Source organism: Aliivibrio sp. S4MY1, from assembly GCF_028765545.1.
Taxonomy (GTDB): domain Bacteria; phylum Pseudomonadota; class Gammaproteobacteria; order Enterobacterales; family Vibrionaceae; genus Aliivibrio.
Window position 1 is genome coordinate 1 of record NZ_JARACP010000001.1, and the last position, 17,787, is coordinate 17,787.

Here is a 17,787-nt window from a genome sequence, read left to right on the forward strand (position 1 = left end):
ACGTCTATTGAGAAATAATGTTTTGTTCTAGTAGAATTGTTCTTAATTTCTCTACACGCTTTTTATTTACACCAAAATCAGAGTGTCCAGTACGAGACTCAGAGCGAACAATAAGATTACTTCCTTCTATTCTAAGCTCTAAATCATCAACAAAGCGAAAGATCGTACTTGTTGATTCTATTCTGGCGTAGTTTTCTTTAATTACCGCTATTTTTGCACCTTTCAGTTGTTCTGCTAGTTGAGTGATAGTCTCTATTTTTGTGGCGGGGTTATTAAGTGTGAAAGGGGCTGCGCTGAAATCAGCTCTAGTTTCTAATGTCGAGATGCAGTTAGGTTTATCTGCACACATCATTTTTGATTTATCAGGCATATTATCGATCCCTTTACTGCAGGCGGTAAGTGTTAGCAATATTGAAAATATGGAGATTATTTTTATCATAGGTTAGTTCATTATTTTGAATAGGCATTGTCAGTATAGAATAAAAAAGGCCAACATCGAAATGTTGGCCAAAGGTTTGGAAGGAAACCTGAATTAATCTATTTCAAAAATTACGATGCCGATAGCATTAGTGAATCCGCTTTTGCTTCTAGATTAGAATTACCCATAAGGTAAGCATCAATTTCTCTAGAACATTCTCGGCCTTCATTAATACAACGAACAATCAGAGACTGACCGGTACGCATATCACCTGCGGCAAAAACACCTTTTTGATTAGTAGCATAGCCATCGGTTGCTACGTTGCCACGATCATCCAGTTTTATATCTAACTGAGCCAATACACCTGTTGGTTCTGGGTGTAAGAAGCCCATCGCTAAGAAGGCTTGATCACAAGGGATCACTCGTTCGCTACCAGCGACTTCATCAAATCCTGGACGTTCGCCTGGTTTCGCATCTTGCCAAACGATGTCAGCAATACGAAGACCAGTCACGTTACCTGCATCATCAGAGATAAACTCTTTGGTTAAGATATTCCAATGACGCTCACAGCCTTCTTCGTGAGAAGTGGTTGTCTTCATGATCATTGGATATTGAGGCCAAGGCATATTCGCAGGGCGTTTCTCTGGTGGGATTGGCATGATCTCAACCTGAGTAATACTTGCTGCACCATGACGATTCGACGTACCTACACAGTCAGAACCTGTATCGCCACCACCAATAACAACAACATGCTTACCTTTAGCATGGATCTCTTTAGTTTTAAGATCCATGTTATTAGCTCGACGGTTGTTTTGACCTAAGAATTCCATAGCAAAGTGAACGCCATTTAGTTCACGTCCTGGAATAGGTAGATCTCTTGGCACTGTAGAGCCACCAGTGAGTAAAACGACATCGAAGTCTTGGCGTAATTGCAATGCATTAATATCGACACCAATATGAGCATTAACTTCAAACTTGATACCAGCATCAGCCATTAGATTGATTTTACGGTCAATGATGTCCATGCCTAACTTGAAGTCAGGAATACCAAAGCGCAGTAGACCACCAACTTTCTCATCTCGTTCATAGACAGTTACTGAATGACCAGCACTGTTTAACTGTTCAGCTGCGGCTAAACCAGCAGGACCTGAACCAATGATAGCAACCGTTTTACCTGTACGAGAACGAGGTTTCTTTGGTTGTGCGTACCCTTCACGGTACGCAGTTTCTACAATTGTTTTTTCGATATTACAGATAGTGATTGGGTCTTGATTAATACCAAGAACACAGGCACTTTCACAAGGAGCAGGGCACACTCGGCCTGTGAACTCTGGGAAGTTATTGGTCGAGCTTAAGATCTTCCACGCTTCTTCCCAGCTATCACGATATACCGCATCATTAAACTCAGGAATGATGTTACCAATAGGGCAACCGTTGTGACAAAACGGAACACCACAATCCATACAGCGAGAGGCTTGTGTACCAATCTTGTCGGCAAACTCATCATTCAATACAAATTCTTTATTGTCTTGAATTCGAACTGTTGGGTCGAGTTTCTTTGGTAGCTCACGACCATGTTCTAAAAATCCAGTAGGCTTACCCATTATACTGCCTCCACTTCTTCCGTTTGTGCCTGTTGTGCTTCAGCTTTACGCTTTTGAAGAACCGCTTTGTAATCACGCGGCATCACTTTAGCCAGAGAGGCCAAGTTTGCTTCAAAGTTATCTAGGAAAGACTGAGCAACTTCACTTCCTGTGAACTCAACATGCTTAGTTAGCATTTCTAATAGAAGATCTTTATCTTCTTGTTCGATAGGATCTAGGTCGACTAATTCAGAGTTTAGTTTAGTTTCAAAATCACCAGACTTATCCCAAACATAGGCAACACCACCACTCATACCTGCCGCAAAGTTACGACCTGTAGAGCCAAGGATTAGTGCAACACCACCAGTCATGTATTCACAACCGTGATCACCAACGCCTTCAACCACAACTCGTGCACCTGAGTTACGTACACAGAAACGCTCACCAGCCATACCGCGAATATAAGATTCGCCAGAAGTTGCGCCGTAGAAACAAACGTTACCTACAACAATGTTATCTTCAGCTACAATCGTTGATTTTAGGTTTGGATAAAGAACTAGCGTACCGCCAGATAAGCCTTTACCCCAATAATCATTCGCATCGCCTTCGACTTCAAATTTCACACCTTTCGCAAGGAAAGCCCCTAGACTTTGACCAGCCGAACCGTTGAACTTCACGTTCATTGGTTGTGGCAAACCTTGGTCTTTATAGACTTTTGAAATCTCATTCGACAGCATAGTACCTACACTTCGGTCGGTATTTAGGATATCGAACTCAGCATTAACCGTTTCACCTTTCTCAAGTGCAGGAGCCGCTATTTGAATAAGCTTACGATCCAATACATCTTCTAGATTATGCTGCTGTTTAATTTGGTTATAAATACCATCTTCAGCACGAGGCTGTTCAACGTGTAGTACTGGTGATAAATCTAAGTTTTTGTATTTCCAGTGACCGATATCATCACGAACTTTAAGTTTGTGCGATTGGCCAACCATTTCATCAATAGAACGGAAACCAAGTTCTGCCATTACTTCACGTAAACCTTCAGCCATGTACTGGAAGAAAGTAACCACATCTTCTACGCGACCATCGAAACGCTCACGAAGGGTTTTGTTTTGTGTTGCGATACCAACAGGGCAGGTATTCTTATGACACTTACGCATCATGATACAGCCTTCAACAACAAGAGCTGCTGTTGCTACACCCCATTCTTCAGCACCAAGAAGTGTTGCTACTGCAAGATCTCGAGGTGTTTTCATTTGGCCATCAGACTGAACAACGATACGGTTACGTAAACCATTTTTCAGTAGTGTTTGGTGTGTTTCTGCCAGACCTAGCTCCCATGGAAGACCAGTATGACGAATTGAAGACATTGGAGATGCACCTGTACCACCATCAAAACCAGCGATAAGTACAACGTCTGCTTTTGCTTTTGCTACACCAGAGGCGATAGTACCAACACCCGCTTCAGATACTAACTTAACGTTAACGCGGCCTTTACGGTTGGCGTTTTTCAGATCATAGATAAGCTGTGCTAAATCTTCGATTGAATAAATATCATGATGTGGCGGTGGTGAAATCAGACCAACTCCAGGAGTTGAGTGACGTGTAGCACCAATCCAATCATCGACTTTATCACCAGGTAGTTGACCACCTTCGCCAGGTTTTGCACCTTGAGCCATCTTGATTTGTAGCTCATCAGCGTTAGTTAGGTAGTAAGATGTCACACCAAAACGACCAGAAGCCACTTGTTTGATTGCTGAACGTTCCCAGTCACCATTGTCTTTTTTCTCAAAACGAATTGGGTCTTCACCACCTTCACCTGAGTTAGATTTAGCACCGATACGGTTCATAGCAACAGCAAGTGTTGAGTGAGCTTCATGTGAGATAGAACCAAACGACATTGCACCAGTAGCAAAACGTTTTAGGATTTTCTCAATAGGTTCTACTTCTTCTAAAGGAATAGATCCTGCAGGATTTTTGATGAAATCTAATTGGCTACGCAGTGTTGCTGCATCATCACCTTGATCATCAACCGCTTTCGCGTATTTCTTGAATTGACCGTAATCTTTATTACGAGTTGACTCTTGAAGTAGAGAAATAGTTTCAGGGTTAAACAGGTGCTTCTCACCACGTTGTTTCCACTGATATACACCGCCCACATCAAGTACTTGAACTGGGATCTCACGAGTTGGATAGCCAACACGGTGACGGATTAGAACTTCTTTTGCGATATCATCAATCGTTAGACCTTGGATACGAGAAACGGTACCGGTGAAGTACTTATCAACCACTGATTTACTGATACCAAGCGCTTCAAAGATTTGAGCACCATGGTATGACTGCAGTGTTGAAATACCCATCTTAGAGAAAATCTTAAGTAGGCCGCCATTAACCCCTTTACGGTAGTTATCAAACAATACTTTTGGATGAACTGTTGGGTCTAGTTTCTTAACTCGTTGAAGTTCAACAATTGTCTCAATTACTAAGTATGGGTTTACTGCGTTTGCGCCGTAACCAACCAGTGTTGCAAAGTGATGAGTTTCACGAGCATCACCCGTTTCAATCACGATGTCACATTTAGCTCGTAACCCTTTACGGATTAGATGGTGATGAACCGCACCAACGGCTAGCATTGCAGGAATTGCTGCGTGGTTTGAGTTTACTGCGCGGTCTGTTAGTAGAATGATAGAGTAGCCATCAACGACGGCATCTTCTGCATACTGGCAGATACGTTTAAGTGCACGCTCAAGTTTGCCTGCATCTTCATTGGCTTGGAATACGATATCTAGCGTTTTAGCTTGTAGGTGCTCGTTATCAATAGCACGCAGTTTTTCTAGCTCAGAGTTAGAAAGAACTGGTGATTCAAGCTCAACCTTTTGACAGTGCTCAGGCGTTTCAGTAAGTAAGTTTTGGTCTTTGCCTAAGTAGGTGTTTAGCGACATAACCATACGTTCACGGATCGGATCGATCGGTGGGTTAGTTACTTGAGCAAACAACTGCTTAAAGTAGTTAGATAAATGCTGAGATTGATGAGAAAGAATCGCCAGTGGCCAATCGGCTCCCATGGCAGTTAATGGCTCATAAGCCGTTTTTGCTAATGGTAAAATAATTTCATTTACTTCTTCAGAGGTAACACCAAATGCTTGTTGACGGTTCAGTAGGCGCTCTGGAGAAGGTTGACTGTATTGGTTTGTTGCTTCAGGTAGCTTATTTAAGCTTAATAGATTTTCTTCAACCCATTTTTCATAAGGTTGTGATTTCGCAATCCCATCTTTTACTTCTTCATCAGAAATAATACGACCTTGCTCTAAGTCAGCAACAAAGATACGACCGGGTTGCAGACGACCACGGAACTCAATGTTTTCTGGTGCTATTTTTACAACGCCAGATTCAGATGCCATCACAAGGAAATCATCTTTTGTTACGGTATAGCGAGAAGGACGAAGACCATTACGGTCAAGTGTTGCACCTACTTGAACACCATCGGTGAAACAAACAGACGCAGGGCCATCCCAAGGTTCCATCACGTTGGCGTGGTACTGATAGAACGCACGACGTGTAGGATCCATATTTTTATTTTCTTGCCACGCTTCAGGTATCATCATCATTAATGCGTGAGGCAAGCTGCGGCCAGAAAGAACTAGCAGTTCTAACGCCATATCAAAGTTCGATGAATCTGAGCTGCCTTCCTGACAAATAGGAAGTAGCATATCCATCTCTTGCTGGCTAAATAAATCAGACTCTATAATCGCTTCACGCGCTTTCATCCAGTTCAAGTTACCACGAACGGTATTGATCTCACCATTGTGCGCGATGTAACGGAATGGTTGAGCTAAACGCCAGCGAGGGAAGGTATTTGTAGAGAAACGAGAGTGAACCAGCGCTAATGCCGTCACCATTGTTGGATTTTGTAAATCAAGGAAGTACTGTGGTACTTGTTCAGTTGTTAATTGACCTTTATAAACCAGTGTTTTGTACGATAGAGAGTTGATGTAAAAATCATCACCAATATTAGAAATACTCTCCAAACATACTCGAACAGTGTAGTTGCGTAGAACATACAATTTACGCTCAAGCTCTTCTGATGTCATTGATGGGCCACCAGAAATAAATACATGCTCAAATTGAGGTTCTGTACTTAGTGGGTCGTCGCCTAGCATTGAATTATCGACAGGAAGAACGCGATAGCCAATGATTTCTAAATCAAGACGTTGAGCATTACGCTCTAAAATATCTCTACATTGTTGACGTTTATGCTCATCTTTAGGGAATAAGACAACACCAACACCGTATTTCTCAAAAGATGGCAGTTTAATACCAAGTTTTACGGCTTCTTCTAATAAAAACTCATGAGGCTTTTGTAAAAGAATACCCGCGCCGTCACCACTGCATGGATCACAGCCTTGACCACCACGGTGTTCCATACGAGCAAGCATATCAAGTGCTTGAGTAACCACATCATGAGATTTACGGTTTTTGAGGTGAGCGACAAAACCGATACCACACGCATCATGCTCCAACTCGGGAGTATACATGCCTTGTGTATTCTGCTCTCTATCTACCATAGATACATCCTTCCAGTATTATGCAGACACAACTTCTCTACGTAAGTTTCTGTCTAGTCCTTTGCTAAATTTTAAATCGAACTTGCTGTGAGTTAGTCTCAAGAGGTAGCAAGTTTGAATCCATTCTGGTGTTTGCGGGCATCACTTAATATGACGTGCAAACAAACCCAATCCATTGCGGTATCTATCAAATACACCTTTATCCATTGTATTTGTTGTTTGAGAGTAGATACCACTATCGAAAAACCACAACATTCGTGTTGGTGGCAAATTAAACTATTTAACGATGTAACTATCCTACATTTTTGTCATATTAAATACCAACGAAAGTTGCACGTAATTTTCACTTTTTTTACTCAAAATGAATAAGTATTTATAATAATTCGGCTTTTTTTGCGATAAATTGCCTCTTTATGCGCCTTTTATTGATATAAATTACAATTAAGATGGGTGGATTTCGATATTATTTACGGTCTTTTTTTACAAACGAGTTAGCAACTTTCACAAATAGGAGTGAGACTTCTTTTTATTTGTGAACTAAGTGTTTGATTTATTAATTGGTTATCGCAATGCAACTTCATGAACTAGCAAATACCTTTGGGCAAGATCTACAGCGCCGTTATGGTGAAAAAGTACATAAGCTGACCCTTCATGGTGGATTCAGTTGTCCAAACAGGGATGGAACGATAGGAAAGGGGGGATGTACCTTTTGTAATGTGGCTTCATTTTCTGATGAACAAGAGCAGTTCAAATCGATTCATGATCAGTTGGTAGATAGAGCTGGAGAAGTGCAGCGTGCTAAAAAGTACCTTGCTTATTTTCAGGCTTATACGAACACCTTTGCTGAAGTGCAGGTATTAAGAAATATGTATGAAGAAGCACTTAAGTCGGCCAATATTGTTGGATTATGCGTTGGGACACGCCCTGATTGTGTGCCAGATGCTGTATTGGATTTACTAAAAGGGTATGTTGATGATGGCTATGAAGTTTGGTTAGAGCTTGGGTTACAAACGGCCAATGATAAAACGTTAAAACGTATTAATCGAGGACATGATTTTGCCTGTTATGATGAGATTACTCGTAAGGCAAGATCGCTTGGAATTAAAGTGTGTACTCATTTAATCATTGGTTTGCCAGGAGATACTAAAGATGACTACCGAGCGACATTAGCAAAGGTACTTGAAACGGGTACTGATGGATTAAAGTTGCATCCTTTGCATATCGTAGAAGGAAGTACGATGGCAAAAGCATGGCGAGCAGGAAAAATTGAAGCACCAGAGATGGACGATTATGTAGATGTAGCTTGTGAGTTAATTAGATTAACGCCACCAGGGATTGTGTATCATCGAGTGTCAGCAACTGCGAGAAGGCCAACCTTATTATCGCCTTTATGGTGTGAGCCGCGTTGGTTAGGATTAACTAACGTAGGTATGGCCCTTAATGAAAAAGGGTCGCAAGGCTCTTTGATAAACCAACCCTTCAAATATACTGCTCCAATATTGAAAAAATAACTCAAATAGAACTAACCCTGATATTATTTATCTGAATACTATCAGGGTGTGTTTATGAAGCAGTTAAAAATTCTCGCGCAATTTTATGTCGATCTCATGGTGAGACTTGGCATTGTTCGTTTTAGCCTCTTACTTGCCATTGCATTAGTTGCATTGGCCGTTATTGTTCAAGTTGGCGTTACGCTTGTGTTAAGTGGTGAAGTGAATGATTTGGACATCGTCCGTTCCGTTTTCTTTGGTTTGCTTATAACGCCTTGGGCTGTCTTTTTCTTGTCTGTCGTAGTTGAACATTTAGAAGACTCACGCCAGAGACTTTCTAAATTAGTCAGTAAGATGGAAGAGATGCGCACTCGTGACTTAGAGTTAAATAAAAAATTACAGGGTAATGTTAAGAAACTTAACCAAGAAATTGAAGAGCGTGAAAAAGCAGAAGACGCTCGACAAGAAGCGATGGAAGATCTTGAAAATGAAGTTTTTCAGCGTGAAAAAGCACAATTAGAGTTAGCAGAACAAACCGCATTACTTCGCTCTTATTTAGATACCTCTCCAGATATTATTTATTACCGTAATGAGCTAGGTTTATTTTCTGGCTGTAATAAAGCCATGGAAGAGCTTACGGGTAAAACAGAAAAAGAATTAATTGGTTTATCTCCTAAAGACGTTTATAACGCAGAGGTTGCTGCTAAAGTTATTGATACCGATAGGCAGGTACTGCGAGATAATAAAGCATTAACTTATGAACAATGGCTAGATTACCCTGATGGGCGAAAAGCATGTTATGAGCTCAGTAAAATTCCTTTCTATAGTAAATCGGGGCGTCATCTTGGTTTGGTTGGTTTTGGGCGAGATATAACAGAGCGTAAAGAGTATGAAGAGGCATTACAAAAAGCCAGTCGAGATAAAACCACCTTTATTTCTACCATTAGCCACGAATTACGCACGCCACTAAATGGCATTGTTGGCTTAAGTCGAATGTTATTAGATACCCGTCTTGATGATGAACAGCATAATTATATGCGAACCATTAATGTCAGTGCGATCACGCTTGGTAATATTTTTAACGATATTATCGATATGGATAAATTTGATCGTCGTAAATTAGAATTACTTCCAAAACCTCTTGATTTTATAAGCTTTGTTACTGAGATGGAAAACATTTCAGGTTTGATGGCTGAGCAAAAAGGTCTTCGTTTTGATCTTGAGCGATTAACAGACTTACCGGCAAATATTAGTGTTGATAGTACACGTCTTCGACAGGTACTTTGGAATCTAGTTGGTAATGCCACTAAATTTACCAAAGAAGGCAGCGTTATAATGTCGGTTGGTGCTGAAATTCATTCAGACAGTGCTGAGATCACTTTTGAAGTAGAAGATACAGGGATCGGAATCCCTGAGTCAGAATTAGATAATGTTTTCGCCATGTATTATCAAGTTAAGCAAGGCAAAGATAATCTGCATGCCGTCGGAACAGGCATTGGTTTAGCTGTATCTAAAGAGCTTATTAATCTGATGGATGGAGACATTACCGTCAGTAGTGAAATAGGTTTTGGTAGTACATTTACCGTAACGATCAATGTGCCATTAGTCGATTCTGTAGAAGAAGAAGAAGCGATGCCTGAGGTAAAAAGCGCGAAGTCACTACGTATCTTTATGTTAGAAGATATTGAATTGAATATCACGGTTGCTCGCTCGCTGCTTGAAAGTCTCGGACATACTGTTGATGTTGCCATGTGCGGCGAAGATGCTCTTAATCAATTTGATCCAACCAAATACGATTTAGCGTTGCTTGATATTCAATTACCAGATATGACAGGGTTTGATGTTGCCCAAGCATTAAGAGAAAGGTTTGATGAATTACCGCCACTCGTTGCTTTAACTGCTAATTTATTGAAAGAAAAAGATGAATATTTTGAAAAAGGCATGGATGAAGCAATAAGCAAACCCCTTAGCGTGAAAGCTTTAACAGAGGTGCTTGAGCTATTTTCGATGTCGGATAAGAAAATAGTTCAAAAGAAATCACAACAACCAATTAAAACGGCTGAGCAATTGGAAAATGAGCAATTGATCGAGCGTTTATTGGATGTGGAGATGTTAGAGTCATATATTGATATTGTCGGTACTAAACCTGTTTATGCCAGTATAGAAATGTTTGAAAAAAGCATGAAGGAATATATTCAAATCTTAGACACCAACATGACAGCAAGAGATCAAGACGGTATTGTATTTGAAACACATAAGATGAAAGGTGCCGCAGGCTCTATTGGCTTAAAGCATATTCAGCAAGTCGCTCAAAAGGCTCAATCGCCAGAATTACCGGCATGGTGGGAAAATATTGATGATTGGGTTGAAGAGATAAAAAATGAATATGAAAATGATATTCAAATATTAAAAAGCTGGTTAGAGCAGCAAAATAAATAAGGAATAGCATGAAAAAGGTACTATTAGCTTCAGTAATGGCCGTTGCATTATCAGGTTGTCAAATGACAACTGACCAACAAGCAGATTGGAAGCAAGATAATAAAATTGAAATGATGAACGCTCAAATTCAACTTGATTCCGCTGTATGGATTGATCAAATGCCAACCATAGGTGAAGAAACAGATGAGAGTAAGGTTAATTTTGCTCTGACATTAACATCAGAGCAAGTAATTGCGCCTGAGTTAATGATTGATAAAGTTATTCTTCGTCAAGGAGATAACTCGTGGTCATTGTCAGATGATGAGTTCGAAGTGAGAGTTCATGATAACCATACATGGGAAGTTGCAGGCCAATCTTTCTATAATATCGACGCAACACAACTGATTGATATTGCGATTGAAGCAAATAATGAGTGGATTGTTGAAACTGATGTTCAGGTTGATACTGTTTATTAGTCGTTTTGTATAAACTAAAAATGCCCAGCTATCACTAGCTGGGCATTTTTATTGGATAAAATAAAAGAGGCTTATAGCTCTTCTAAATCACCACAAAAACGGTAACCTTCACCGTGAATCGTAGCAATGATCTCTGGAGTATCAGTTACTGATTCAAAGTGCTTACGGATACGACGAATTGTCACATCAACCGTACGATCGTGCGGCTTAAGCTCACGACCTGTCATTTTTTTCAGAAGATCAGCACGAGTCTGGATCTTGCCTGGGTTTTCACAGAAGTGAAGAAGAGCGCGGAACTCTGAGCGAGGAAGCTTGTAGCTTTCGCCGCTTGGACTAACAAGAGAACGGCTATTAATTTCAACTGTCCAGCCATTGAACGCATAACGCTCAACTGTTTTCTTATCTTCAACAGTTGTGCTTTGGTTCATTGAACGAGTTAATAGGTTACGAGCACGAATAGTAAGTTCGCGAGGGTTAAATGGCTTAGTGATGTAATCATCAGCGCCAATTTCTAAACCTAAAATCTTATCAACTTCGTTATCACGGCCTGTTAGGAACATAAGAGCCATATCGCCACGCTCGCGAAGTTCACGAGCAAGAAGAAGGCCATTTTTGCCTGGAAGGTTGATATCCATAATCACAAGATTAAGTTGTTGCTCAGAAAGCACAGTGTGCATCTCTTCGCCATCGCTCGCTTCAAAAACATTGTAGCCTTCAGCTTCAAAAATGCTTTTAAGTGTATTGCGAGTTACGTGTTCATCTTCAACGATTAGGATCTGAGGGGTTTGCATGGGCGGTACCTAACTAACTGGTTAAAGTCAAAAGTAGAATTAATAGTGCTAATTCTATAATAAATAATTTACAAATAGGAAATAGATTCTTCAATAGTTAACTAAAATGTTAATTGAAGAATAGAAACCTAAACGGTACGCCATCCTTGGTGGTTGTTATTGAATACATAATCAATAACATGATAAAGCTCTAAATTCGTGAGCTACTAGCTGAAACTCCAATAGAAGGGAGATTTTAATCCCTTAACACCACTCTAACAATAAGCGATTTTTATTTCCATACATTTTATTGATTTAAGTCAATATCAATCAAGGTCAATACAGTGTAGTAATAAATGTAGATACATATCTATATTAAAATTGTAAATATCTATGCGTCTTATCGCTAAATGTTTTAACAAATGTTGTTATTGTAGAGTCAATTTTACAAACAAGGAGAAAATAAAATGGATTTATTACCTGATATTTGTGATCAATTTGAAGAGAAAGTGCAGCTGATTGATATCGAGTTTAAAAACTATGGTGGAAAAGCATGCTTTCATGGTGAAATTGTAACGGTTCGTTGTTATCAAGATAACTCTTTAGTAAGAGAGGTTTTGCAAACTAACGGAAAAGGAAAGGTGTTAGTAATCGATGGTAACGGTTCTTGCCAAAAAGCGTTATTAGGCGATCAGGTCGCTACGCTTGCGGTTGAAAACCAATGGGAAGGCGTTATCGTTTATGGTGCAGTGCGAGATGTCGGTGCGATACAGAATATGTCATTAGGTTTGAAAGCGCTAAATGCTTCCCCATTTAAAACGGAAAAAAGAGGGGCAGGGGAAAAACAGGTATCAGTTACGATTAATACTCAGATCATTTCTCCGGGAGATTATATTTATGCTGACCTTAATGGGGTTCTGATGAGTAAAGAATTATTAATTTAATTGTAGAAGCCAAATTAATACAAAATTACTTTATAGAGAATACTCAATGACTTGAGGTGATATATTCTTTTTTTGTTAAGTAAATGAATAAACTTTTCATTGACTTGTAAGCAGAAAGTAAGGTAGTTATGGTATATCGCAATCATTTATTTCAGAGTTTTTATAATATGTTTACTATCAACTCAATGATTATCACCACATCAATTACCGGCACCATGGTTGCTGGGGTGGGCTGATACGCGTAAGTATTTTAAAGAAGCCCGCCCTGATTTTCAGAGCGGGTTTTTTTTTGCAATTTCGTTACTAATTCCTAACTGTATTCTTTCATTATTGACCGAAAAGGTTATTATGCTAAGAGCAGTAAGGATACTGCAGTAACACTCGTTTTTAGGGAGGATAGAAATGCGAGTATTAAAGTTTGGTGGTTCGTCATTAGCCGATGCAGATCGTTTTTTACGTGCCGCAGATATTATTGCCAATAACGCACAGCAGCAAGAAGTCTCGGTTGTGTTATCAGCACCAGGAAAAGTGACCAATAAATTAGTCTCTGTGGTAGATAATGTTCTTACTAATGGAGAAGCTGAATTACAGATTTTAGAACTAGAATCTACGTTTACTCAGCTATTTAGTGGTATTTCTAACGCTCTTCCTCAAGTTGATCTTAAAACGCTTGAAAATAAGCTAAAAGACTCTCTTTCTCAACTTCGTCAATACGTCCATGGGATCACCTTATTAGGTATGTGTCCAGATAACGTATACGCAAAAATCATCAGTAAAGGCGAGCGCATTTCTATTGTTACGATGAAAGCGGTGCTTGAAGCCAAAGGCCAACCGGCAAGTTTGATTGATCCTGTTAAATATTTATACGCTCGCGGTGATTTCCTTGAAGGTGCTGTTGATGTAGATATCTCAACACTCAACTTTAAAAATGAACCTCTGCCTTCTGGTCATGTAAATATTATGCCGGGTTTTACTGCCGGTAATGCAAAGGGTGAATTAGTTACTCTAGGCCGTAATGGTTCGGATTATTCTGCTGCGGTACTTGCCGCCTGTCTTCGTGCAGAGTGTTGTGAGATTTGGACCGATGTTGATGGTGTCTATAATTGTGATCCTCGTTTAGTTGATGACGCACGTTTATTAAAATCATTAAGCTATCAAGAAGCAATGGAGCTTTCTTATTTTGGTGCCTCTGTTCTACATCCAAAAACAATTGCACCTATCGCGCAATTCCATATTCCTTGCTTGATAAAAAACAGTTTTAACCCTCAAGGTCCTGGCACTTTAATTGGACAGGATACTGGCGAAGATAATCTTGCGATTAAAGGGATTACAACACTAAACAACTTAACAATGGTTAATGTTAGCGGCCCTGGTATGAAGGGCATGGTTGGCATGGCAAGCCGTGTATTTGGTGCGATGTCTACTTCTGGTATCTCCATTGTTCTTATTACACAATCCTCTTCAGAGTATAGCATCAGTTTCTGTATTGAAGCTGAAGACAAATGTAAGGCTGAGCAAGTCTTAAGAGAAGCGTTTGAACTTGAATTAAAAGATGGTTTACTAGAGCCGGTAGAATTCACTGATAATGTAGCAATTGTTACCTTAGTTGGTGATGGTATGCGTACATCTAAAGGTGTCGCATCTCAATTTTTTACTTCTTTAACTGAAGTAAACGTTAATATTATTGCCATTGCACAAGGTTCTTCAGAGCGAGCAATTTCAGCTGTTATTCCAGAAGATAAAGTGTCTGAATCAATTAAAGCCTGTCATGAGAACTTATTTAACAGTAAGCATTTTTTAGATGTGTTTGTTGTTGGTGTTGGTGGCGTTGGTGGTGAACTTGTCGATCAGATTAAGCGTCAGCAACCAAAACTGGCAGAGAAAGGCATTGAGATCCGTGTTTGTGGTCTAGTAAATAGTCGTGGTTTATTGCTTGATAGTAAAGGTATTCCGCTAGAGACTTGGCGTGATCGTATGAGTAATACGTCAGAAGAATTTAGTTTAGCCCGATTGATTGCTTTAGTTCAACGTAACCACATTATTAATCCTGTGATTGTCGATTGTACTTCTGATCATGGAATTGCTGCTCAGTATGTTGATTTCTTATCCGCTGGTTTCCATGTTATTACGCCAAACAAAAAAGCCAATACTGACTCAATGGCGTATTACCATCAATTGCGTAATGCCGCACGCAGTACTCGTCGTAAATTCATGTATGAAACAACGGTTGGTGCCGGCTTACCTGTTATTGAAAACTTGCAAAACCTTATTGCTGCAGGTGATGAGCTTGAGAAGTTCAATGGCATTTTATCTGGCTCTTTATCTTATATCTTCGGTAAGTTAGATGAAGGTATGTCGTTAAGCGAAGCAACAAATGTCGCAAAACAAAATGGCTTTACTGAGCCTGATCCTCGTGATGATCTTTCAGGTATGGATGTCGCTCGTAAGTTGCTTATTCTTGCTCGTGAATCCGGCCTTGAAATAGAGTTAGATGATGTAGAAGTTGAGCAAGCCTTACCACCAGGTTTTGATGATTCCGGCAGTATCGAAGAGTTTATGGCTCGTCTTCCTGAAGCGGATGCTTATTTTGCTCAAGAGTCAGCAAAAGCGGCAGCAGAAGGTAAAGTGTTGCGCTATGTTGGTGAAATCCTAGAAGGTAAATGTAAGGTACGCATTGCTGCTGTTGATGGTGATGATCCTATGTTTAAAATCAAGGATGGTGAGAATGCGTTGGCTTTTTATAGCCGCTATTACCAACCAATCCCATTAGTATTACGTGGTTATGGCGCAGGAACCGAAGTAACCGCTGCTGGCGTGTTCTCTGATTTAATGCGTACGCTTGGTTGGAAATTAGGAGTATAAAATGAGTGTTGTTGTTTATGCTCCAGCATCAATTGGTAATGTAAGTGTTGGCTTTGATGTATTAGGTGCCGCAGTTTCTCCTATTGATGGCACATTACTGGGGGATCGTGTTTTAGTTGAATTAGGAACCGAAGCTTTCACTTTAGCAACCGCAGGTAGCTTTGTAGATAAGTTACCTGAGAACCCAAAAGAAAATATTGTTTATGATTGCTGGCGTGTATTTGCAAGAGAGCTTGTAAAAAAAGGCACTGAACTTAAACCGATTCATATGGTACTTGAGAAGAACATGCCAATTGGCTCTGGGCTTGGTTCTAGTGCCTGTTCGATTGTAGCCGCATTAGATGCGTTGAATTTATTTCATGATAAACCATTAACAGACATGGAAGTGTTGGCCCTAATGGGTGAGATGGAAGGGCAGATATCTGGTGGGATTCACTATGATAATGTTGCCCCTTGTTATCTTGGTGGTCTGCAATTAATGGTTGAAGAGTTAGGTATTATTAGCCAAGAAGTCCCGTGTTTTGATGAGTGGTATTGGGTGATGGCATACCCAGGAATTAAAGTATCAACAGCAGAAGCGCGTGAGATTTTACCTTCTCAATACCGCCGTCAAGATGTGATAGCACATGGTCGTAATTTAGCAGGTTTTATTCATGCCTGTTATTCAAAGCAGCCTGAATTAGCTGCGAAAATGATTAAAGATGTGGTGGCTGAACCTTATCGTGAACGCTTATTACCTAACTTTGCGAAAGCGCGTGAATATGCAGCCTCAGCAGGAGCGCTAACAACTGGGATCTCAGGTTCTGGTCCAACGCTGTTTAGCATCTGTAAAGATAAAGACGTCGCTGAGCGAGTATCTCGTTGGCTACAAGAAAACTACGTACAAAATGATGAAGGATTTGTCCATGTTTGTCGTTTGGATAAGCAAGGCTCACAAGTAACAGGAAGTAAACTATGAAGCTGTATAACATAAAAGAAAATGATGAACAGGTCTCTTTTGGTCAAGCTGTTCGTCAAGGTTTAGGTCGTAATCAAGGACTATTTTTTCCATCAGAATTGCCTAAGTTTGATGATGTTGATGCGCTTCTAGCTGAAGATTTTATACCTCGTAGTACTAAGATTTTATCTGCGTTTATTGGTGAGGAATTATCACAAGATACCGTGAAAAGCATGGTAGAAAATGCGTTTCAATTCCCAGCGCCAATTCATGCAGTAAAAGAGGGCGTTTATGCGCTTGAGCTATTTCACGGCCCGACATTAGCGTTTAAAGATTTTGGTGGTCGTTTTATGGCGCAATCTTTAGCTGCGGTGACAGAAGGCAATGAACAAATTACGATTCTAACGGCGACATCAGGTGATACTGGTGCAGCCGTTGCTCACGCATTCTATGGTATGGATAACATTAAAGTCGTTATCCTTTATCCAAAAGGAAAGATCAGCCCGCTGCAAGAAAAACTATTTTGTACACTAGGCAAGAATATTCATACCGTTGCCGTTGATGGTGACTTTGATGACTGTCAGGCATTAGTTAAACAATCGTTTGATGATGCTGAGCTACGTAAAGAAGTTGGACTGAATTCAGCAAACTCAATTAATATCAGCCGACTAATGGCGCAAATTTGTTACTACTTTGAAGCGGTATCTCAGCTGCCAAAAGAAAAACGTAGTGATGTCGTTATCTCAGTACCAAGCGGTAACTTTGGTAATTTAACCGCAGGCCTGTTAGCTAAATCATTAGGCTTACCAGTTAAGCGCTTTATTGCTGCAACTAATGTCAATGATACGGTACCGCGCTATCTTGAAACAGGTAAGTGGGAACCAAAAACGACGATTCCAACTATCTCAAATGCAATGGATGTGAGTCAGCCAAATAACTGGCCTCGAATCGAAGAATTATGTCAGCGTTTAGGTTGGGGATTAGAAACACTTGGTAAAGGTGCTGTAACGGATGAGCAAAGCGCTGAAACATTAAAAGCAATGAATGCTGAAGGGTATTTATGTGAGCCACATGGTGCCATTGCTTATCGTATTCTTGAAGAGCAACTTAATGAAGGTGAAACCGGGCTTTTCTTATGTACAGCACATCCTGCGAAATTTAAAGAAGTTGTGGATGATATCTTAGGTGGTGATCTGGAATTGCCAGCACCATTAGCGAAACATAATGCAATGGAACTGTTATCTGAAGATCTTGCTAACGATTTTGATGCATTAAAAGCAGTACTTCGTAAAGTACAGTAACCAAAAGTATTAATAATAAA

11 protein-coding genes are annotated in these 17,787 nt (G+C 40.1%); 7 read left to right on the forward strand and 4 right to left on the reverse strand.

The window, feature by feature from the left end; genetic code table 11:
* Positions 1–4: 4 nt before the first annotated feature.
* The 3 genes from PVK71_RS00005 to gltB form a co-directional block, all read right to left on the reverse strand.
* Positions 5–436, reverse strand: coding sequence for a DUF1499 domain-containing protein (locus tag PVK71_RS00005; RefSeq protein ID WP_274417568.1), 432 nt, complete (start codon positions 434–436; stop codon positions 5–7).
* A 113-nt stretch (positions 437–549) separates the two neighbouring features.
* A complete protein-coding gene (locus PVK71_RS00010) occupies positions 550–2,022 on the reverse strand; it encodes a glutamate synthase subunit beta (protein ID WP_060991798.1) in 1,473 nt (490 codons plus the stop codon).
* Positions 2,022–6,569: a glutamate synthase large subunit gene (gltB, locus tag PVK71_RS00015; RefSeq protein ID WP_274417550.1), complete on the reverse strand. Its 4,548-nt coding sequence runs from the start codon at positions 6,567–6,569 to the stop codon at positions 2,022–2,024. Before gltB ends, PVK71_RS00010 begins: the two co-directional genes overlap by 1 nt.
* A gap of 569 nt (positions 6,570–7,138) precedes the next feature.
* Between gltB and PVK71_RS00020 the strand changes: the two genes are divergently transcribed.
* The 3 genes from PVK71_RS00020 to PVK71_RS00030 are packed head-to-tail and all read left to right on the forward strand — an operon-like array spanning position 7,139 to position 10,953.
* Positions 7,139–8,080: a TIGR01212 family radical SAM protein gene (locus PVK71_RS00020; RefSeq protein WP_274417549.1), complete on the forward strand. Its 942-nt coding sequence runs from the start codon at positions 7,139–7,141 to the stop codon at positions 8,078–8,080.
* Positions 8,081–8,134: 54 nt separating this feature from the next.
* The gene (arcB, locus tag PVK71_RS00025) at positions 8,135–10,498 is read left to right on the forward strand and encodes an aerobic respiration two-component sensor histidine kinase ArcB (protein ID WP_274417548.1); all 2,364 of its coding nucleotides are present in this window, start codon (positions 8,135–8,137) and stop codon (positions 10,496–10,498) included.
* A gap of 8 nt (positions 10,499–10,506) precedes the next feature.
* On the forward strand, positions 10,507–10,953 hold the full coding sequence (locus PVK71_RS00030) for a membrane lipoprotein lipid attachment site-containing protein (protein ID WP_274417546.1): 447 nt from the start codon (positions 10,507–10,509) through the stop codon (positions 10,951–10,953).
* Positions 10,954–11,024: 71 nt separating this feature from the next.
* Here PVK71_RS00030 and arcA read toward each other — a convergent pair whose 3' ends face one another.
* Positions 11,025–11,744 carry a two-component system response regulator ArcA gene (gene arcA, locus PVK71_RS00035; protein ID WP_130059996.1) on the reverse strand — a complete coding sequence of 240 codons (720 nt, stop codon included), beginning with the start codon at positions 11,742–11,744 and terminating at the stop codon, positions 11,025–11,027.
* Positions 11,745–12,190: 446 nt separating this feature from the next.
* Here arcA and PVK71_RS00040 point away from each other — a divergent pair, with 446 nt between their 5' ends.
* The 4 genes from PVK71_RS00040 to thrC all read left to right on the forward strand — a co-directional run bounded on the left by PVK71_RS00040 (position 12,191) and on the right by thrC (position 17,767).
* The gene (locus tag PVK71_RS00040) at positions 12,191–12,667 is read left to right on the forward strand and encodes a putative 4-hydroxy-4-methyl-2-oxoglutarate aldolase (protein ID WP_274417545.1); all 477 of its coding nucleotides are present in this window, start codon (positions 12,191–12,193) and stop codon (positions 12,665–12,667) included.
* A gap of 402 nt (positions 12,668–13,069) precedes the next feature.
* Complete coding sequence (thrA, locus tag PVK71_RS00045) at positions 13,070–15,529, forward strand: bifunctional aspartate kinase/homoserine dehydrogenase I (RefSeq protein ID WP_274417544.1); 2,460 nt, start codon at positions 13,070–13,072, stop codon at positions 15,527–15,529.
* A gap of 1 nt (position 15,530) precedes the next feature.
* Positions 15,531–16,487, forward strand: a complete 957-nt coding sequence (thrB, locus tag PVK71_RS00050) for a homoserine kinase (RefSeq protein ID WP_151654501.1) — start codon at positions 15,531–15,533, stop codon at positions 16,485–16,487.
* Positions 16,484–17,767, forward strand: a complete 1,284-nt coding sequence (gene thrC / locus PVK71_RS00055) for a threonine synthase (protein WP_274417543.1) — start codon at positions 16,484–16,486, stop codon at positions 17,765–17,767. Before thrB ends, thrC begins: the two co-directional genes overlap by 4 nt.
* Positions 17,768–17,787 lie beyond the last annotated feature (20 nt).